This is a genomic window from Nicoliella spurrieriana (assembly GCF_023380205.1).
GTDB lineage: Bacteria > Bacillota > Bacilli > Lactobacillales > Lactobacillaceae > Nicoliella > Nicoliella spurrieriana.
On the sequence record NZ_CP093361.1, the window covers coordinates 439,438 to 460,363 of the forward strand.

At 39.8% G+C, this 20,926-nt stretch carries 17 protein-coding genes and 1 pseudogene; 12 read left to right on the forward strand and 6 right to left on the reverse strand.

Annotated features, from left to right (window positions below; genetic code table 11):
• Window positions 1–21: 21 nt before the first annotated feature.
• From walK to MOO44_RS03655, 5 genes are all read left to right on the forward strand, one after another.
• Window positions 22–1,878: a cell wall metabolism sensor histidine kinase WalK gene (gene walK / locus MOO44_RS03635; protein ID WP_260117061.1), complete on the forward strand. Its 1,857-nt coding sequence runs from the start codon at window positions 22–24 to the stop codon at window positions 1,876–1,878.
• A complete protein-coding gene (locus MOO44_RS03640) occupies window positions 1,868–3,172 on the forward strand; it encodes a YycH family regulatory protein (RefSeq protein WP_260117062.1) in 1,305 nt (434 codons plus the stop codon). Before walK ends, MOO44_RS03640 begins: the two co-directional genes overlap by 11 nt.
• A gap of 13 nt (window positions 3,173–3,185) precedes the next feature.
• Window positions 3,186–4,010 (forward strand): two-component system regulatory protein YycI, encoded by an 825-nt coding sequence (locus tag MOO44_RS03645; protein WP_260117063.1) that lies wholly within the window; start codon window positions 3,186–3,188, stop codon window positions 4,008–4,010.
• A gap of 23 nt (window positions 4,011–4,033) precedes the next feature.
• Complete coding sequence (locus MOO44_RS03650) at window positions 4,034–4,846, forward strand: MBL fold metallo-hydrolase (RefSeq protein WP_260117064.1); 813 nt, start codon at window positions 4,034–4,036, stop codon at window positions 4,844–4,846.
• Between the two features lie 99 nt (window positions 4,847–4,945).
• Window positions 4,946–6,202, forward strand: a complete 1,257-nt coding sequence (locus MOO44_RS03655; RefSeq protein ID WP_260117065.1) for a S1C family serine protease — start codon at window positions 4,946–4,948, stop codon at window positions 6,200–6,202.
• Between the two features lie 57 nt (window positions 6,203–6,259).
• Here MOO44_RS03655 and MOO44_RS03660 read toward each other — a convergent pair whose 3' ends face one another.
• Window positions 6,260–6,973 carry a MetQ/NlpA family ABC transporter substrate-binding protein gene (locus MOO44_RS03660; RefSeq protein WP_260117066.1) on the reverse strand — a complete coding sequence of 238 codons (714 nt, stop codon included), beginning with the start codon at window positions 6,971–6,973 and terminating at the stop codon, window positions 6,260–6,262.
• A gap of 224 nt (window positions 6,974–7,197) precedes the next feature.
• Between MOO44_RS03660 and MOO44_RS03665 the strand changes: the two genes are divergently transcribed.
• From MOO44_RS03665 to MOO44_RS03675, 3 genes are all read left to right on the forward strand, one after another.
• Complete coding sequence (locus tag MOO44_RS03665; protein ID WP_260117067.1) at window positions 7,198–8,565, forward strand: aspartate ammonia-lyase; 1,368 nt, start codon at window positions 7,198–7,200, stop codon at window positions 8,563–8,565.
• A gap of 369 nt (window positions 8,566–8,934) precedes the next feature.
• Window positions 8,935–9,414 carry a 23S rRNA (pseudouridine(1915)-N(3))-methyltransferase RlmH gene (rlmH, locus tag MOO44_RS03670; RefSeq protein WP_260117068.1) on the forward strand — a complete coding sequence of 160 codons (480 nt, stop codon included), beginning with the start codon at window positions 8,935–8,937 and terminating at the stop codon, window positions 9,412–9,414.
• Between the two features lie 45 nt (window positions 9,415–9,459).
• Window positions 9,460–10,380: a lactate/malate family dehydrogenase gene (locus MOO44_RS03675; protein ID WP_260117069.1), complete on the forward strand. Its 921-nt coding sequence runs from the start codon at window positions 9,460–9,462 to the stop codon at window positions 10,378–10,380.
• Window positions 10,381–10,425: 45 nt separating this feature from the next.
• Here the strand turns inward: MOO44_RS03675 and MOO44_RS03680 are convergent, their stop codons facing one another.
• Entirely contained in the window at window positions 10,426–12,057 is a 1,632-nt protein-coding gene (locus MOO44_RS03680; RefSeq protein WP_260117070.1) for a peptide ABC transporter substrate-binding protein, read from the reverse strand.
• Window positions 12,058–12,372: 315 nt separating this feature from the next.
• Window positions 12,373–13,713, reverse strand: a pseudogene (locus tag MOO44_RS03685) (dihydrolipoyl dehydrogenase family protein).
• A gap of 241 nt (window positions 13,714–13,954) precedes the next feature.
• Here MOO44_RS03685 and MOO44_RS03690 point away from each other — a divergent pair.
• Both MOO44_RS03690 and MOO44_RS03695 read left to right on the forward strand, forming a co-directional pair.
• Window positions 13,955–14,842, forward strand: a complete 888-nt coding sequence (locus MOO44_RS03690; protein WP_260117071.1) for a zinc ribbon domain-containing protein — start codon at window positions 13,955–13,957, stop codon at window positions 14,840–14,842.
• Between the two features lie 32 nt (window positions 14,843–14,874).
• A complete protein-coding gene (locus MOO44_RS03695) occupies window positions 14,875–15,684 on the forward strand; it encodes a zinc-ribbon domain-containing protein (RefSeq protein WP_260117072.1) in 810 nt (269 codons plus the stop codon).
• A gap of 57 nt (window positions 15,685–15,741) precedes the next feature.
• Here MOO44_RS03695 and MOO44_RS03700 read toward each other — a convergent pair whose 3' ends face one another.
• Both MOO44_RS03700 and rpmJ read right to left on the reverse strand, forming a co-directional pair.
• Window positions 15,742–17,094 carry a dihydrolipoyl dehydrogenase family protein gene (locus MOO44_RS03700; RefSeq protein ID WP_260117073.1) on the reverse strand — a complete coding sequence of 451 codons (1,353 nt, stop codon included), beginning with the start codon at window positions 17,092–17,094 and terminating at the stop codon, window positions 15,742–15,744.
• Between the two features lie 29 nt (window positions 17,095–17,123).
• Entirely contained in the window at window positions 17,124–17,240 is a 117-nt protein-coding gene (gene rpmJ, locus MOO44_RS03705) for a 50S ribosomal protein L36 (protein ID WP_260117074.1), read from the reverse strand.
• Between the two features lie 169 nt (window positions 17,241–17,409).
• Between rpmJ and MOO44_RS03710 the strand changes: the two genes are divergently transcribed.
• Window positions 17,410–17,934 carry a GNAT family N-acetyltransferase gene (locus tag MOO44_RS03710; RefSeq protein WP_260117075.1) on the forward strand — a complete coding sequence of 175 codons (525 nt, stop codon included), beginning with the start codon at window positions 17,410–17,412 and terminating at the stop codon, window positions 17,932–17,934.
• 58 nt (window positions 17,935–17,992) lie between these two features.
• Here MOO44_RS03710 and MOO44_RS03715 read toward each other — a convergent pair whose 3' ends face one another.
• Window positions 17,993–19,348: a glutamate--cysteine ligase gene (locus tag MOO44_RS03715; protein WP_260117076.1), complete on the reverse strand. Its 1,356-nt coding sequence runs from the start codon at window positions 19,346–19,348 to the stop codon at window positions 17,993–17,995.
• A 374-nt stretch (window positions 19,349–19,722) separates the two neighbouring features.
• Between MOO44_RS03715 and MOO44_RS03720 the strand changes: the two genes are divergently transcribed.
• Window positions 19,723–20,913 (forward strand): metal-dependent hydrolase family protein, encoded by a 1,191-nt coding sequence (locus tag MOO44_RS03720; protein ID WP_260117077.1) that lies wholly within the window; start codon window positions 19,723–19,725, stop codon window positions 20,911–20,913.
• Window positions 20,914–20,926: the final 13 nt, after the last annotated feature.

Genomic DNA, 20,926 nt, shown 5'->3' on the forward strand with positions numbered 1-20,926 from the left:
TGTTAAAGGGGTATTCCTGTTTTGAATAAGCGATTCAAGTTCTTTCAGTCAATTGATTTTAAAATGGCATTGGTATTCGTTTTGATGCTATTGATAACACTAGAAATTGTGGGTGGTGTATTTGTTACCCAGTTGGAAAAAAGAAACGTTCAAACGTTTGAAAATCAGCTCCAACTGCCGACCTACGTTAATAATTCACTAACGACTCAGCTAGCCAAGAATGACACTCAAAAAGCGGATACAATGATCCGGTCATTATTATCTGATGTTGATAATAGCGGTGATGACCAGGTCCAAGTAGTTGATAGTAAGGGGATTATTAGGGGCACTAACCAGGTCAATAATCAATCAATCGTGGGGCAGAAATCGGTTGATTCTGGAATTAAAGACGCTATTCATAATAACAAGACCGTTACGAAGACAATCCAACCCGATAATAACAAGTACTTTATTAAAATTACGCCACTTTTGCGCAGTCAAAATGGTGATGTAGTTGGAGCTGTCTACATTAAGGCAAGTTTAAATCCAGTTTATACTACGATTAATAATATTACCGTTATTTACCTAGCAGCGGCTGCAATTGCGGTTTTACTAGGGATTTTGATGTCAATTGTGATTTCACGGGCAATCACCAGACCAATTGATGAAATGAAGAAACAAACCTTACAAATTGCCCGTGGAGACTATTCAGGCCAGGTTCAAGTCTACGGAAGGGACGAATTGGGTCAGTTAGCAATGGCGGTTAATAACTTATCAGTTAAGGTCGAAGAGTCACAAGAATCGACTGAATCAGAACGGCGGCGGCTGGATTCAGTCTTATCTAACATGACTGATGGGGTGTTAGCCACTGACCGGCGCGGAAATATTATCATTGCTAATTACGAGGCGGCTAAGTTTTTAGATACTACTGAGGATCGTATCATTGGGCATTCAATTATGGATGTGTTAGAAATTCAAGATGACTATACGCTTCGCCAGCTATTGGAACAACCAGAGGAGATTTCGCTTGATTACACCCATGAAGGGCGTGATTTAATTTTGCATGCTCATTTCACCTCAATTCAAAGGGAATCCGGATTTATTAGTGGGTTAGTTTGTGTGCTCCGTGATGTCACTGAACAACAAAAAATTGATCGGGATCGCAAACAATTTGTGTCGAATGTTTCCCATGAATTAAGAACCCCGTTGACCAGTGTGCATTCCTATATTGAGGCCCTGCAAGATGGAGCTTGGCAGGATAAGGAAATTGCGCCACGGTTCTTAAAGGTTGCTCAGGATGAAACGGATCGGATGATTCGGATGATTAACGACTTATTGACGCTGTCTAGAATGGATTCTGGAACGCAAAAAATTAATAAGGAAATGATTAATTTAAACGAATTATTCAACTATATTTTGAATCAGTTTGATATGATCATTAAAAATGGAAATAAGACTGAAAAGGGAATTGACACCAACAAGCACTATCAAATCGTTCGGAAGTTCACAACTCAGACACTCTGGGTCGAAATTGATGCGGATCGATTTACCCAGGTGATTGATAATATTATGAATAATGCCATGAAGTATTCTCCCGATGGTGGTAAAATTACCTGTTCACTATACGAAACCCATAATCAGGTCATTTTGAGCATTTCAGACCAGGGACTGGGAATCCCAAAGAATGCGATCGATCACATTTTTGATCGTTTTTACCGGGTTGATAAGGCCCGTGCTAGGGCTCAAGGTGGGACTGGACTGGGACTAGCAATTTCACGAGAGGTAATTGAATCCCAAGGTGGTCGGATTTGGGTTAAAAGTGAAGATGGTAAGGGTTCGACATTCTTTATTGCGCTCCCTTATGAACCGATGGAGGAGGATTTATGGGATGAGAATTAATCGCTTAGTGAGGTATTTACTACCATTACTTTTAACTGCTTCAGTTATTATTAGTATTATTCTATCTGCCTCATTGTGGTTGAACCCTTCACACTATAAGAACAACGCTTCAAGTAGTTCCGGAACCAACATTAAGAGTCAGCTAAATAGTAAACCGATTTATGATGTGTATGCGCCCACTCAGTTGATGCATAATGATGATGATGGCAATCAACACCTATTAGTTAACCAATCAATTAACTTAATCGGTGAAATTCGTGAAGATATTCAAAATTTTCAGGATGCCCGGATTCAATCCACTTCATCTAATTCCGAAAATGATTATTTGAAGATGTTAAAGCGGCCGAATGCATACATCTTAAATTATTCGAGTGCGGTTTCGATGTCCATTTTAAATGAATTTGTGAATAAGCGTTTTAGCAATTTTCCTAATCGGAAGATTAACCGGGTGGTAATTCCGTTAAATGATTCTAGACACATTTATTTATTGGGTGACGATGATTATAAAATTTATACCGTTTCCGTGAAGCAGCATTCACTTAGTGATTTAAATGAATTTTTGAACACTAAGATGAAACGAATTAGCGTTTCATTTGGGATGTTTAATCAACGGCCGTTAATTTACTTTAAAAAGAATCAGAAAATGCCACAATATGCATATTTAGTGAACGTTCAACAACAAAACTACTATGTAATTCGACTACTGGGTGAATCACAAAACTTTAACGTTAAGCATAAAAAGAACGGAACGGTTTATAATGATCAAGATTCTAAGCAGGTTACGTTTTATAATAATAATGACGTTAAGTATGTCGATGAACGGCCAAAATCAATTCCAAGTAACTTAAATCAACTGTTATTTAGTAATTACAATGCATTGATCAATTCAGGAGTATCGTTAGATAATGTTAAGTATTTTGGTTATAACGAACAAAAACAAATCGCTACTTATCGGGGCTATGTTGAAGGCTTCCCTATTTTTAATAATATCAACTCGGGTTCGATTACGATGCAGGTAGTTGATAATTCGTCACTGAAGTATCAATTTTCAATGGCTAGTTTACAAATTCCAGTTCCAAGTTGGGTGCCAGACGTTAAATTACCAAGCACGCACGCGGTGTTAAGTAAATTGAAGGCGCTTGGCTATAAGCAAAGTAAGATTAATGGAATTGAGCTTGGCTACAGTTGGCAGGGGAGTGCTAAAACGAATGTTTTGGTGAACTTAATTCCTACTTGGTATATTCGATATGGTAATACTTGGATCAACTACAATGATATTTCAGTCAATCGGTAATGGAGGGTAGCATATGAATTTTAGACGGATTCAAATCATTTTTCTAATCACATTTGTAATCATTGATATCATGCTATTCTCCATTTTTAACCAGAATATGAATCCCCAATCCCAAGATGATGGGTCTGGGAACTCTAATATCATTAAGGAAATGCGAAATGATCAAATTACGCTAAAGACCCCAGCTAAAAATAACGGGACTGGTTATTACCTCTCTGGAAATCGTAATGATACGTTTAACCAGGAGGCTAGTCTATTGGAAAATCAAACTACTAAATTCAGCAATCACGTCCTGCAGAGTACATTTAAGCGTCCGATTGCAATGTATTCATCCCATCCTGAGGAGAAGTTAAACCAACTCATCAAGAGTAGTTCGTTCGTTATCAACGGGAGTCAGTATCAATATAATAGTCAACTATCCGATAGTTCCACCGTGGTTTATGTCCAAAAGGCATTTGGTTCGCAGCTTTATTCTAACTTTGGTGAAATTCGCTTTAAAATTAATGATGATGACGGGGATAAAAGGTTAGTGGGGTACACGCAAACCTACCTAACGAACCTTACTACTTTACGTGAAAAAGCCCAGACCATTTCTGAAGAACAGGCATTGAGTGCGTTGTACCAATATAATGAAATTCCTAATAGTTCGAAGGTTGAATGGACTAGTTTGTCATATACGCGCTACATTACGGTTAAGAATAATTATATTTTTATTCCGACCTGGATTATTGCTTACAAAACGGCTAATTCCAGTAGCTATCAAATTAAATGTATCAACGCGTTCAGTGGCTCAATCATTAATGATGATAGTGTAAAAACAACAATTGAAGATATGTAAAATAATTAGGAACGTGTGATTAGATGAATGATGATTCAAACTTAATGCGCGTCGCCATTCTTTCTAGCGGGAGCTCTGGGAACGTCGCATATATTCAAACTAACCAGCATCAAATTCTTTTGGATGCTGGTTTAAGTGGCATTAAAATTAGAAAATTACTTAAACAAATTGATCGCTCAGTTGATGATATCGACATGCTATTTATTTCCCATGAACATTCTGACCATTCTAGAGGGATGGGGGTCCTTGCTAGGCGCTGTCCTAAAATGCAGGTGTTTGCTAATCAAGAGACTTGGGATGCATTGCCCAGTTCAATTGGTAAGATTCCAGAATCCCAACGGAATCTGTTTCCGGTTGGGACGATCCAAACGTTTGGTGAACTAACTGTCCAGAGTTTTGGGGTTTCACATGATGCTGCATCTGAACAGTGTTACCTATTTAAATGCGGTCAGAAACGGTTTGTGCTGATTACTGATACTGGGTACATTTCAGAGACGATTCAACACCACATTCAAAATTCATCTGCGTTTGCACTAGAATGTAACTACGATGTTGAAATGTTAATGAATGGACCCTATCCGTGGCCACTAAAGCAACGAATTATTTGTGACACGGGTCATATGTCAAACGAAGATGAGGGTGAAATTTTAGCAAAGGTGATTGGTAATGCTACTAAGGCGGTGTTTCTTACCCACCGCAGTCACCACAATAACACACGACTAGTTGCCCATCAGACGATTGAAGAAATTTTAACTAACCGTGGATTTAACGTTGAACATGATTTTCATCTATATGATACCGATGTTTGTAAACCCACGAAATTAATAAACTTATAAAAAAGTAAAAATAAATTAAAATGCTATCTTTTTAACTGAAAAATTAGTTATGATAGTTAATAAAAACAAGGGAGGTAGCGTTGCTCTAACGCGCTGACTATGAAAACATCTCTACTATTTAAAGTCGGTTTGACTTCTCTAGTAGCGGGATTGCTTGGTGGTGGGATTGCGTATGGTGGAATCTCATATTTCCAAAATGATAATCCAATCACTGGAGAAGTTGCCGCACCCACTGGCTCGAATGCCGGTGGAACGACTAGCAGTAGTAACTTAAAGGTAAACGTGCAGACCCAAGCTGAAAAGGCATTTAAGGATGTTAAAAATTCGGTAGTATCCGTTATTAATTTACAGCGGGTCAGTTCATCACAGGATTCATTTGCTTCTCTATTTGGTTCAGGTGGGACTGCTGGTAAATCTAGTTTGCAAACCACCAGTGAAGGATCAGGAGTAATCTACAAAACAAGTGGTGACACGGCTTATATCGTTACCAATAACCACGTGGTCTCTGGCTCAAACGCTTTACAAGTATTATTAAGCAACGGACAAAAAATGGAGGCTAAGATTGTTGGACGGGATTCCGTTACCGACTTAGCCGTAATTAAGATTAGTTCTAGTAAGGTGACCCAGGTCGCTTCCTTTGGCGATTCAGATAACATTAAGGTAGGGGAGACCGCCCTTGCCATTGGTTCGCCATTAGGGACGAACTACGCATCTTCGCTAACTCAGGGAATTATTTCGGCTAAAAATCGGCAGGTGCCACTGACTACCGAAAGTGGCCAGACGACTGGGAACTATGCATCCGTAATTCAAACCGATGCCGCAATTAATCCCGGAAATTCTGGTGGTCCGTTGATTAACCTGGCTGGACAAGTAATTGGCATTAACTCCATGAAGCTATCTTCTGATACTTCCGGAACTAGCGTGGAGGGAATTGGATTTGCAATTCCTAGTAATGAAGTGATTAAGATTATTAATCAATTAATTAAGAGTGGTAAGATTGTACGCCCTGCATTGGGAATTGAATACGTTGATTTAGCTAACGTTTCAAGCAATGATCGCAAGTCAGTATTGAAGTTACCTGATAACGTGACCACGGGGGCAGTAGTAATGTCAGTTAATTCTAATTCTCCCGCAAGTAACGCTGGATTAAAGAAGTATGATGTAATTACTGAATTGGGTGGCAAGAAGATTACCAACCAAGACCAAATCAGAAATATTCTTTACACTTATAAGTTGGGTGACACGGTTTCATTAACTTACTACCGTGGTGAAGATAAGAAGACGACAAAGGTTAAATTAACTGAGGAATCATCACAGTTAAAGGTTAACAGTAGTAGCGAAAGTTCTAATAAGTAATAATGTTTCACGTGTAACAATTAAAAGCCATTCCTAATTAAATTAGGAACGGCTTTTTTACCATTGTGGATTAATATCTTGGCTTGAGATTGTTTTTAGGTCCTTTTGATTGGTAGTGGTTTGAAACGCTCGAACAATTTTACGATAAATTGCTTTGTGGCGATCCTTTTGATTTACCACAATCACGTTAATATTACGCTTATCCCTTAATTCCCTTGTGTTTTCAGAATAAAGGGCGCGTTTGGGATTGAGGTGTTCAGCACTTGCAAAATTATCATTAACGACCCCAATGGTAGCATCGCTCATATCACGAACCGTCTGGGAGGCATCAACCGTGAAGAAGCGGAATTTATGACGATTTTTAATCACATCACTAACCTGTGGGACCTTAGCATGATTTAGTTTTAAGACCCCAGCAGATTGAAGTAATCTTAATGCCCGCGCTTTATTCGCATCGTCATTGGGGAGGACAATGGTATCACCTTGTTTTAATTGCTTTAACTCATTGATTTTTCGTGAATAGATTCGCATCGGAGCACTATATGTTTTCCCAATCGCAACCAAATTACCATGATTTGTATGGTTCCATGCATGTAAAAACGCCTGGCTTTGAAATGAATTGATGTTAATTTCATTATTGAAGAGGGAATTATTAGGTTGCCCATATGAATTGAACTGGGTTAGTTCTAAATCGATTCCCTGGCGTCTTAACTTATTAACGGTCGGTTGCCAAAGCTTAACATCCGTATCAATGATCCCAATTTTTATCAAAGTGGGCCTTTTATGACACCCAGCTAAGCCAATGGTAACAATTATAAATATGGTTAGCATCATAATAATTTTGCTGGTGTGTTTCAAAGCATCCCCCTCAATCATTTAACAATTAATAATTACATTTTAACATGAAATGAACTAGAATATTGACAAATATTTTTAATCATGTATACTTAATGTAACGTTTTATAACATAAAGCGAAATAAGGAGATGCATTTTGATGCGAATTGAAAAAGACTGTGTTGGTGAAATGGAAGTACCTGATGATGCTTTATATGGGATTCATGCGTTACGAGCAGTGGGTAATTTCCCTATTACTAAGGAAAGAACGAATCATTTACTAATTCAAAGTTACATCGAAATCAAAAAAGCAGCAGCACAAATTAATGCGAATGCAGGAACGTTAGATCGTGCTAAGGCATCAGCAATCGTTGATGCATGTGATAAGTTATTACATGACGATGATCAATCAGCATTTATCGTACCCGCAATTCAAGGTGGGGCAGGAACTTCCACTAATATGAACACCAATGAGGTTGTGGCTAACGTGGCAATGCGTCTCCACCCAGAGGTTAAAATTCATCCAAATGATGATGTTAACCAGAGTCAATCCACTAATGATACCTATCCAACTGCAGGTAAAATGGCAATGTTGAAGTTAATAACGCCACTATGTGAACAGGTGCAAAGATTAGTTAAACAATTTAAAAAGCTTAGCGATGAATATCAAAATACAATTAAAGTGGGACGCACCCAATTACAGGATGCCGTTCCTACAACCTACGGAAAGAGTTTTCATGCCTATGCGACCCTCTTTGGTCGGGATTTAAAACGGATTAATTCAGCAATTAATGAATTAAAGACCGTTAGTATGGGCGGCACGGCGATTGGCACCGGGATCAATGCTTCTAAATACTACCAAGAGCACATTGTGGATGCAATTAATGTGGTTTCGGGACTGAATTTAGCACCTGATACCGACTTGATTGATGCGATTCAAAATAGTGACCACTTCATTACCTTCTCAGGAGTGTTAAAGACATTGGCACTCGATCTATCTAAGGTTAGCAACGATTTTCGGTTACTAGGGAGTGGTCCTAAAGCGGGCTTAAATGAACTAGCGCTTCCGAAACGGCAAGCTGGTTCATCAATTATGCCAGATAAAATCAACCCAGTGATTCCAGAAGTGGTTAACCAAGTCGCTTTTGAAGTAGCAGGTTTCGATACCACGGTTTCAATGGCTGCTGAAGCGGGTCAACTAGAGCTGAACGCTTTTGAGCCCATTATGTTTAAGAGCATTTTAACTGGTGAGGAACACTTGACGATGGCGGTTAAGACGTTTGTTGATAACTGTCTGAACGGTTTAAAGGTAAATGTCGAACAGTGTGCTGAAAACGTTGATAATTCAGCGGTTACTGCTACTGTTTTGAGCCCTAAGATCGGATATGAAAAGACCACGAAGCTAATTAAGAAGAGTCTTTCTGAAAATGAATCCGTTAAAAAGGTTGCTATCGAAGACCACCTATTGCCAATTGATGAAATCGACCATCTCTTTTCACCAGCAGTATTAACGAATGATGAAAAGTAACCTAAAATAAATCCATCAAAAGCTTGATCAGATTTGATCAAGCTTTTTTGTTGGCTAAATATTCATTCCTTAAATGGGTTTCACATTGTTTGTGAAAAACATTTTATTGTGAATTTAAATATGCTAGTATCAATAGAGAAGTTAGATTGATTGGATTGTGAAATAGCAAAGTGTAAATAGTGAAACAATCGTGTTACTCATTGTTAATATCACTAATATTCAATTATTCACATATTGATGATAATCACTTGATCAAAATCAATATGTGGAATGGTTTTTAGTTAAAAACACAAAATATAGTGGAGTTATCCACAAGTTATCCACAGGTTTTTCAAAAACTGTGGATAACTAGGGGGAAAATGCATAAAAATGAACATAAAATTAGTCGTAGTGGGTAAATTAAAGGAAAAATATTTTAAAGCGGGCATTGCAGAGTATGCAAAACGACTATCACGATTCTGTAAATTCAAGATCGTTGAAGTGCCTGATGAACAAGCTCCTGAGTCCCTAAGCCAAGCTCAAATGGATGTGGTAATGCAAAAGGAGGGCGAACGCATTTTAAGTAAGATTAATGACCGGGAGTACGTATTTGCGTTAGCAATCTTAGGAACGGAACGTTCATCTGAGGAATTTGCAAAGGAAATTGATCAATTGGCAACCTATGGGCATTCCGATATCACCTTTGTAATCGGTGGATCGTTAGGATTAACGGATGCGGTGTTAAAGCGCGCTAATACCCAAATTTCATTCGGTCGGTTTACATTACCACATCAATTGATGCGGTTAGTTTTGACCGAGCAAATCTACCGGGCATTCATGATTAATGCGGGGTCCCCGTACCATAAATAGTCGATTAGGATTATAATTGAAGCAACAATCAAAGGGGTGGATTGAATGGCTAGAAAAATCGGGATAATTGGATTAGGACACGTTGGTTCAACGGTTGCCCATCAAATTATTGTTTCGGGCTTGGTTGATGATTTAGTGTTAATTGATGCTAATGAAGAAAAACTGCAGGCTGATGGGTTAGACTACTTACAAGCAATGCCCAATTTGGCAACGAAAACGAACATCATCATGAATGATTATGATGCACTCCGTAACGCTGATATCATTATTTCTGCGTTGGGGAACATTGGATTGGAAGAAGATGGGAATCGATTTGCTGAAATGGTTTTTAATATCAAACAGGTTAAGCAGGTCAGTGCCAAATTAAAGGCACTGCATTATCCAGGCGTTTTAATTGTGATTACGAACCCGTGTGACGTGATTACACAAGTCTATCAACAGTTTACTGGGTTTGATAAACACCGGGTATTCGGCACTGGAACGATGTTAGATTCTGCACGAATGAAGACGATCGTCGGCAAGGAGTTTAACGTTGATCCGCGCTCCGTGAATGGTTTTAACCTTGGTGAGCACGGTAATTCGCAATTTACTGCCTGGTCCACCGTTTCCGTTCGGGGCCATTCAATGTTTGAGTTAAACCAGGATGGCCATCTTGATTTGGATGCGTTATCTAAACAGTCGGTCGTTGATGGGGATAAGGTCTTCTTTGGTAAAAAGTACACTAACTACGCGATTGCCGCTGCTGCGACCCGGTTAGCCACGATTGTGCTTAATGACGGCAATACGGAAGTGGTGGTATCGAACTACCGTCCTGATTTTAATAACTACATGTCTTATCCGGTGATTGTGGGACGGCATGGAATTATTGAAGACGTGCCAATTGATTTGACGGATGATGAACACGCTAAATTAGCCAAATCAGCCAAATTCATTAGTGATAACTTTAATCAATTTAAAGATGAATAAAAAATCGTCATCAGCTAAATTGCTGATGACGATTTTTAGTTTAGATTAATCTACATAGGCCTTTGAAAAGTCCCAGATGGGGCCGTTCGGGAAGTACTGAATGCCCTTGATATTGGACTTGATTACTTCAGGTAGGCTTGATTGGTAGAGCGGAATGACTGCTTGATCGTTCATCATGATCTTTTCAGCCTTAACTAGATCGTCCCACCGCTTAGCAGGATCATTTGCATCTTGATCCTTGGAACGGTTTACTAATTCATCATATTGACGATTGTTCCACTTAGAAGTGTTAATCGGGTTGTTAGATAACTTTGTTTGTAGTGGTGAAATTGGGTCGGTGATTGATGGGTTCCAACCAGAGACACTAATTTGATATTGAGACTTGAGGGTCAATCCAGTGACGGTAGTGTGCGGAAGTAATTGATTGGAAACTTTCAAACCAGGAAGTTTTTGTAATTGACTTTGGAGAAATTCATTCAATTGCTTGTTAGTATCATCATCACTATTTAAGATTGAAACGTTGACCTGCTTCAAGCCAGTTTCTTTAAGGCCTTCACTCCATAGTTGCTTAGCCTTTTTCAGGTTATAACTAACCGCATCCGGAACGTAAGCGGCATCGGCAAAGTCTTGGCCATTCCGTGAGGCAAGGTGTTGTTGAACGAAGCCCTTAGCTGGTAGGGACCCGTTACCGAGGAGGTCGTTAACCAGTTGATTTCTGTCGATGGCAAGCGAGAGCGCCCGTCTGATCTTCCAGTTTTTAAGTGCCGGCACTTTCTTTTGGTTCAGTGAAAGGTAGTTCATGGAAAGGGTGCTCCGCTTGATTAGTTGGTTACTGTTTTTGAAGTTCTTAACCTGTTGTTTGCCAGATAGTTGTAGTTCATCTAACTTACCGGTTTGATATTGATTTAAGCCGGTCTGAGGATCCTTAACCACGTGGTAATTGATGTTATTCAACTTCGTAGCGTTAGCATCCCAGTAGTACGGATTCTTTTTGAGCGTCCACTTATCATTGCTACCGCTCCAGTTCGTGACCGTGAACGGACCGTTAGAAACAATCTTTTTACTAGAGGTCCCGTAACTGGAGCCGTATTTCTTAACTGCCGCTTCGCTTTGGGCATAGAAAATCGGGAGCGTCACTAGTGTCTTAAAGTAAACCTGGGGTTTTACTAGGTGAACGACTAACTTGTACTTGCCTTCAGCTTTCACGCCCAATGTTGATAATTTAGCGTTCTTTTGAACTTGATCGTATCCCTGAATATTACCAAGGTAGTAGCCCATTTGTGAGGCGGTCTTAGGGTTCGCACTTCTTTGGACCCCGTAAACGAAGTCCTGAGCGGTCAATGGCTTACCATTATTCCACTTTGAATGCCTTAGGTTAAACGTATACGTCTTCCCATCCTTTGAAACGGAGTAACTTTTAGCAATTCCAGGTGCAACCTTGTTTTCACCAGCAAGGACCAATAGTCCTTGATTACTATTGTAAAGGGTTTGATCACTGACCTGATCAACAGCTTTGGATGGATCGAGGCTGGCAATTGATGCTGGGCTCATCCAGTTCAGCGTCTTTTTAGAGCTGGAATCAGATGCGCCCTTATTGTTGCCACATCCAGCAAGCACCAATGCCGCAATTGCAGCGGTTAAGCCAATTTTACTGATTTTCTTTAAACTAGTTGCCATAAAATGTTCACTCCAATATTTCAAAATAGATTTAATCAAACAAAAAGGGGTCCCGCCGAATGTCTTGCGACATCCGACGGAACCCCTCTAAATTCTTTTTATTGTCCGAATCGATAAGTGTGTTCAACTAATCAACCTAACTAGCACAAAAAGATTTTAGAAACATTGCTACCGTCAATGTCGACTAAAATTGAACACATACAAAATTCAGTTTTGGCAAAAGCAAATGACATAGCAACGTTTCCTCCGTTCGATTTAAATTAGTATTAATATATCATTAAAAATTAATTAAGGCAATACCATTTTGTAATTAAATTAAATTAAATTCTTCCATCCCTCATGCATAATGGATGGGAATAGTGGAGCCAATTGTTCGCGTTGTTCACGATTTAGCTTAAGCGCAATTGCTGGCAATACGCCGTTGATGAAATCCTCTGCTTCTTCGCTGACCTCAGTCGCACCCACTAAGTGATCATCTTGATCAAAGATTAGTGCTTGATCCGCAATTTGGTCCTGGTTGATTTGTCTGAACCAGGCCCCGGTAACGTCACTTTCGACTAACTGATATTGATCCGGATGGGCCTTAGCAGTTTCCACAGAGACCCCCGCCTCCGCGATCCGTGGGGAAGTGAACGTAACCGTCGGCACTACGTATGGTTTCATATCCTGATCGGTATCACCCATGATGAAATGAGCAATGTAGTTAGAATGGTGGGTCGCAGTAGGGGTCAACTTAGGTTGATCAGTATTTGCAACGTCACCAGCAGCAAAAATATTTTCAACATTGGTCTGTAACTTGTTGTTTACGGTAATTCCCCGATCGCTATATTGAATGCCCAATGCATCCAGTCCGTAGCCAGTGAGGTTCGGGTTCCTACCGGTTGCATCTAAAATCCAATCGGTTGCTAATTTTTGACCATCGCCATATTCAACGAATTGGTGATCGCCATCCTTTGTAAACGCACTGACTTGGGCATTGGGGATGAATCGAACGCCCCTGGTTTCAAGGTCAGCCATTACTTTTCGAACGTATGGTTCATGGAATTTGCGGAGGGCTCGATCACCATGCATCATTACGGTTACATCACTGCCAAAGGCATTTGCGATTGTGGCAAATTCCATACTGATATAACCAGAGCCAATGATGGTCATCCGCTTTGGAAGCGGGGCCAAGTCTAAGAAGTCCTTGCTATCATGGGCCAATTCAGTGCCCGGAATCGAAAGTTGATTTGGGTGCAGTCCAGTGGCAATAACAAAATAATCGGCAGTGTACTTAGTGCCGTCAATATCTACGGTGTGGTCATCCACCAACGTTGCCCAACCACGAATTACATCGATGCCGGCGTTAACGAAGCGTTTTTCCATGTTTTTATCGAGGGGCCGGATTACCTGGTGCTTGTGTTCCATATTTGCGTCCCAGCTTAACTTTAAATTCCCCTGAGCAATTTTGCTGAGCCGTTCTTGGGTCCGTGCTAATTCAACGGCACCGTCTAAAACGACCTTGGCGTTACAAGCTCAGTTCGCGCAGGTCCCACCCACCCGGTTGGCTTCAATCTTAGCTACTTTATAGCCGTTTTGGACTAATAATCCAGCACCATCTGACGCATGCCCGGCACCGATAAACATTACATCATAGTCGTATTTTGGATTCTTCATTTGAATTCCTCCCGGTTTCTGATTATAAAAAAGGGCGCTCAAATGAGCGCCTCTTCTTTAAATTACCAGCTGAAAATAAATCAACTGATGAATTAATTTGCATTATAATAAATATCATCTGTAATTATATCATAAAGTTGATTGTATGCAAATTATTTTATAGATTGAATTAATGATTGAACTAAAACTATTTGTCAATTAAAATTATAATATATTAAATATTTTGGAGTGATTTTAAATAATGAAAAAATGTCCTAATTGTGGCAAAGAGGTAGATCGTAATTCGAAATTTTGTACATATTGCGGTTATAACTTTACCAATCAGTCATCAGCTAGCGTTAAAAATAATGGGGGCGATGCTAATCAAACTACTGATTCATCACAACCAAAGGCTAGTGCCCATCAACAGGTTGACGCTCATTCAGCTAATCCACAACCAAATGTGCGAAATAGTCAGGTGAAAAAGTTTTCCAAAAACTACTTTCAGTGGCTATTGGATACTTTGAAACATCCCACGAAACGAAATACGAACACACATAGATACTTTGGATTAACATCATTTATGATTTCAACCTTGTTGATCATCTTAGATATTGTCCAAGGGATTAAGTTAGCTGTAAATGCAACGACTTCCAGCATCTCAGGGCTCCTAGGGATTGGCAATTCATCTTCAATTGGAAGTTCAATTACTAGCAGTTCTGAGTATGGTTCGATTATGTTCCATACTTCCATCTACTTATATATTTGTGTGTTATTAATGTTGTTGATAACAATCTTAGTTCCATTTGTAATTCGTAAGGTCGCTTACAATGACGCCACTTCACTAGGGGAATTCATGAATCAATTTGCGGCTTATTCCAATTATGGATTACTAATTGAACTGGTAGTGTTACTATTGTTATCATTGGGGATTTTAATAATTCCTGCATTTGTGTTGATGCTATTTGTTTATTTAGGATACTTAATTGCATTTGTATATTCGATTCTTTCTGTTGATGATCATGGCAGATTAGATAAAATTTATGCAATGCTGATTGCGTTTGTGATTGAATTTATTATCATAACGATTTTCTTATCTATACTAGGATTGATATTAGGCGTTTTTCTGCCAGTTTTGAGTTCACTTTAAATAATTAAGGCAGTTTATGGGAGGTCATTAAAATGAAATTTTGTCCAAATTGTGGTACCAAGGTAGCTGAAGATACTGAATTTTGTCCAAATTGTGGGTATCAATTTAAAAACAGTCAAAATAGCAGTGCAGAACATCATATTTACGATGGGGCTGAAAACAACGATGCTCAAATGAGTCGTGAGGCCCACAATGCCGATTATAATGGGAATTATGATCAAAAAAAGCCCCAAAAACACGGGCACGGATTGGTAATCACGTTGATTGTCATTATTGTTTTATTGCTAGCTGTCGGTGGCTATGCTGCTTATAAATTTGTTTTGACGCCAGGAACTAATCAACAAGCTGCTAGCAGTTCATCAAGTAGTAGTAGTAAAAATTCAGCTAGTGCTTCATCAGCTAGTTCTAGTGCTGCCAATTCTTCTAGTGCTGATAGTTCAGCAAGCGATCCCAATATTTCAGCAAACGATGCAAACTCATTACTAAGTGGAATGTTTAGTTCCGCTGCTGATGATGTATCGAGCGGCGGGGATGCCAGTGATATATCAGATAACTTCGTTGATGGGACTGATAACGCTGGGTACCAAGACCTTGCCAATTGGGTTCACTTACAAAGCAACAATGATAAGGTGGATTCAGTAACGATGGACGTGCAAAATTTAACGACCCGTGGCAATCAGGTTAACTTCCAGGTAAAGTATGATTTTGTGCAGTCTAATGGCAATCCTGACCATATTCAAGTGTTTGAATGGCATGGTAAGATGGTCAATGATGGTGGTAATTTAATGATTCAAACCTTAGTTGGTGGCTCGAAGCCAATTTCCGATTACGATCAAAATTAATTTCAATTCAAAAATGCACCCCGGTTCAAAAACGAACTGAGGTGCATTTTTGGGTTTTTAGCCCGGGAGTTCACCGCTAAGCATTTGGAAGAGTCCAAAGCTTTCATCAGGGAACGCCATGATCATATCGTTATTAACGTCGTCAGGAGTCATGTGCTTACTGATGATGACTGACAATAAGTTAGCGAGTGGGCCGGCTTGGTTGCCCAATACGGTTGCACCCACAATTTCATTTTTAGCATTCAAAACAACGGTTGCTTCCGCGGTCGGTTCGTTCTTGGTCTCAAAGACGACCCGTCCATATGGAATCCGCTTGATTTGATATTGATCATCATTTTTAACGGCGTCAACCTTAACCCCGACTTGGGAAAGGCGGGGCAGGGCGAAGATAATCTCAGCAATTGGGGGGTAACTGAGGGCTTGGTCAGTCTTACCCAACAATAACTTAGCAATGTAATTAGATTCGTACGCGGCAGTAGGGGTTAACTTGGGTTGTGACTTTTTAACTACGTCACCACTTGCAAAGATGTTAGGAACACTGGTCCGCAGGTGGTCATCAACGGTGATGCCATTGGAATCAGCTTCAATGCCCAATGCTTCTAGCCCCAGCTGTTCGTAATTTGCAATTCGGCCAGTCGCATCTAAGACGTAGTCGGTCTTAATTTCATTGCCGGTATCAGTTTTGACCACCAAGCCATCGTCAGTTTTAGTTACTGAGGTGACACTCTGGTTAAATTCAAAATTAATCCCACGGTCCGCTAACTGGTGTGTGAGCTTTTGAACGTATTTAGAGTAAAATGACCGCAGTGGCCGGTCGGAATGGCTAATAATATCCACTTCGGCACCGGCGGCACGGGCTAGGTCGGCAAATTCATATGAAATAAAGCCACCACCAATGAATGTAAGGTGCTTTGGCATTTCTGGAATGTCCAAGAATTCACGACTATCGTGGAGAAATTCTTTCCCTGGAATCTCTAATTTTGCAGGGCGTAGTCCAGAACCAATGACAATGTAGTCAGTTTCATATTCGTCCGGCCCCACTTTAACGTGGTGGGCATCACTAATTTGCCCCCAACCATCAATAATATCAATCCCCATTTTAGGAAAAGCTTCCCGAATGGAATGGTGATCAGGATCTGCATCTAAGACCTGGTGCTTAAATTTCATTAGGCTGGGCCAGTCAATTTTAACTTCCCCCGTCAAGCCAGTCTGTTGGTATGCATGGGTTTGGTGAATTAAATCGGCAGGTCCGTCCAATAACATTTTGGCGTTACAACCGTAGTTAGTACAGGTCCCAAATAGGGTATCACCCTCAACTAAGGCTACTTTTTTACCAGCAGCAGCTAGCTTAGTTGCACCATGCCAGGTGGCGTGACCACTACCGATAAAAATGACATCATATTGCTTCATTAGTTAATTCCCCCGTTCTTAAATTAAGATTAACCTTGGCGTTGCTTTAATTTTGGATTCTTCTTGTTAATAATATATACGCGGCCCTTTCTGTGGACCACTTGACTATTTTCGTCACGTTTTTTAACCGATGCTTTTACTTTCATAATAATAGCCTCCTGTAAATCTCATAATTTGATTGTGTACTTACCATTTGTAAGCTTTAGTTATACTATCATAGATTGATTAAATTGGTTAGTAAAACGCTCATAACAATGATAAAGGTTTTTTTAAGTTGAATTTTTGTTATAATTAAAGCATCTGATATACGGGGAGATGTTTAACATCGAAGCATTAATCGAACAATGTACTGTTAATGATGTTCGGAAGCTTCAGGAGATTAGTCGTAAAACATTCTACGATACATTCGCTGCTGATAGTGAACCTACTGATATGGCACGGTACTTAGAATCGGCTTTTAACATTGATAAGTTAACTAAGGAGATTCAAAATCCAGAATCATTCTTCTATTTTGTAAGACTGGATCAAGAAATCGTTGGTTATTTAAAAGTTAATATCGGTGATGCTCAAACTGAACCAATGGGTGCTGATACACTTGAAATTCAGCGGATTTACATCGATGTTGATTCTAAACACAAGGGCTTAGGTGGGCAGCTTTATGATAAGGCAATTTCAGAAGCCAAGCAGCACCATAAGAATAAAGTCTGGCTGGGGGTTTGGGAACATAATCCAGATGCACAGGGATTTTATGCCCACAAGGGGTTCAAACAATTTGGTGATCATGAATTTATCATGGGCTCAGAACACCAACGTGATCTATTAATGGAAAAATCCATTTAATTAAAAAAGAACTAAGTGGTTGGAATTGAATCCATCACTTAGTTCTTTTTTGATTTAATTAGACTTCCCAACTACCACCAAAAAGGTATTCCTTAAGATCTTCAGCAGTAGGCCGGTCATTATCTTCAAAGCCTCTAAATGGTCGTAGTGCCTGAAGCGCACCGTCTTGGTAATCACGACCAAGTGCAACTGCGTATTCAACCAACGAGTTATCCTTGATCTTTTCCTGGAGTTGCCCACTTGGGGTTAACTCAGGATATTTCACCCGCAGCCCCATATCTTGAATGATTTCTTGATATTCTGGGCCCGCTTGAATGGAATTGACAAAGAATTTGAGTTGGCGAATCAATGACTTAGCATGAATGCTGTAGGTACATTCATTCGGCTTTTCGAGTGCGACCGTATCATTCATTTCATTGGCCCGGGCTAATGTTTTAACAACTTCGCTGGGTTTTAATGATGGGCTCATGATAAAGTAACTGGCCATCAACCGTAGAAAACGAAGGGTCCCAGTCCGAATCCCAATTGAACTGCTTGGATCTAGATCGAGCATCCGCAACTCAATGTATTGAATTCCAGTTTTTTTCATTTTATCCAAATCATTATCACCACGGAGTCTAACCGGGCCCTGACCTTCCGCAGTCGTTAGCAGGGTTTTATTTTTAACGGCTTCGTTCATTGAATCAACATACGTATTTAGGTTCGTATAGTCCGCGAAGAACTTAGCACCAAATCCAAAGCTGGTACTTTGTCGTAAACTCCGTACGGGATGCTTAGGCCGATTATCACTGTCAAAATAATTTTCCTCAGCAATTGGACTTGCACCAAATAGGTATGTAATTAACCACCGATATCTAATGAATCCCTGAGCCATTGTCATGTATAGGTAGTTTTTAACTTCTTGCTTAGATTGAAAACGATTTGGAAAGTTTTTATAAACTAAGTCAATAATGTGGGGTCTAATACTTAAATTGACGTGGGTTCCACAAGGAGCTCCTTCAGAAATGCTGTGCTTTTTTAACCAGGTTTCAAAGTACTTTTGTTTTTTAGGTGTGGTATGCGCAATTAATGATTTATCCTTATTTTTAGGCATGATCGGTGGCATTGAAAGTGGCCATAACATCTCACCGGGGGATAAAGCGGTTCTTAACGATGTATTAATACTATATAGGTAGTGCACTGCATCAATTGCATTCTTAGCGGGTGGGGTAACAACCTCAGACATTGCCTCCAAAAAATCATTGGTAATCCACGGGTTGGTAGTTTCATCACCAATCATATTTGGATAGGGTTCGGTGCTGAGATGGCCGGTTTCATCAGCTCGATCCATTTCAACTTCTAGGCCCATTTTGAAATCTGAAGTCTTTGATACTGCTTCGTTATCAAAAATAGCTTGTCCAATTTTACTAAACATAGTAAATTCCTCCTTTGAGGTATAAGTTAGGTATAATGATATGCTAAAATCGACTATAAGTAAACTTAATTTATCCAATTACATGATTATATTTTGTAATCTTTAAATTTATGGATGATGCTAGTTGATATGATGGGATTATCATTCCTCACGATAATGAATTAAATTGACTTATGTAAAATTGCAAGATAAAATATTAATCATAATTATATAAAGAATCAATGGGATTAGCTGATATCAATTCAGTTGTGGTAAATGATTAATTCCCATTAATAATGATTACGAAATTGATAAAAATGGGTAATATGACATCTTAAGCGTCCCTTGGCATTTTGCTACGGGGCGCTTTTAAATTGAAAGGAATTTGATAACGAATGAGTAAAATTGGTTTTATTAATGCAAATATTTTTGATGGGGTGCATAATACAATCCACAGTGATGCTTGGTTGGTCGTAGATGATCAAAGCGGCAGAATCATTCAAGTAGGCAGTGGTCAAATGCCCACAGTGGATCAAGCGGTGGATGTTAACGGGAAGTACATAATGCCCGGGTTAATTAATGCCCATACGCACATTACCGATGATCCAGCCACCAGTGATGGTGGGGTTAGTAAAGCACTTCCTGAAACGGTCGTGGACGCAATTCATTTTTTACAGCAGCTTTTAAAATCGGGCTGTACGTACATCCGGCAATGCGGGAGTACGTATGGGGTCGATGTGCAGTTGAATGAACTGATTCATAAGGGCAAGATTAAGCATGTTCCTAGCATCATGGCATCTGGCCGGGCGTTCACCATGACTGGTGGGCACGGTGACTATCAAAATGGTGGGTACATTGTGGATTCTGAAGATGAAATGCGGAAGAAAGTTCGTGAAAATTTCAAAAGGGGTGCGCAGTGCGTTAAGCTAATGGCTGGTGGCGGGGTCATGTCACCAGGGGATGCAATGGATGAAGCCCAATTAAGTGTGGAAGATATGAAAGTAGCCATCCATGAAGCCCATAATAAGCACACGATTGTGGCTGCCCATGCTGAGGCCAATCCAGCGATTCAAAACTCGATTGATGCGGGCGTGGATTCAATTGAACATGGCTTTTACGTTACTGAAAAGCAAGTTGAACAGATTAAGGAACGCGGCATTTACTTGGTACCAACCGTGGTGGCTGCCTGGTCGGTAGTGACCTATGGTGCGGAGGATTTACCAGCTTGGGAATACGATAAGATGAATGCTGCAATCGACAATTTATATGCAAATATCCACATGGCATATAAACGGGGAGTCAAGATGGCATTGGGAACCGATGCCGGGACGCCATATAACAATTTTGAGACGACCACCCCGAAGGAAATTGAATTATTAGTGACTAAGGAAGGATTCACCAATTTTGACGCCCTTCATACTTCATATCATTCTGCCGAACTCATGGGAATTGATAGTGACTACGGATCGATTGAAGATGGGAAAGTAGCCGATTTTATCATTCTTGATGACAACCCCTTGACTGATGTGAGGGCAGTTCAACAATCAGATAAATCCGTTTATAAAAATGGCGTGAAGGAATATTAATTACCGGTTACGA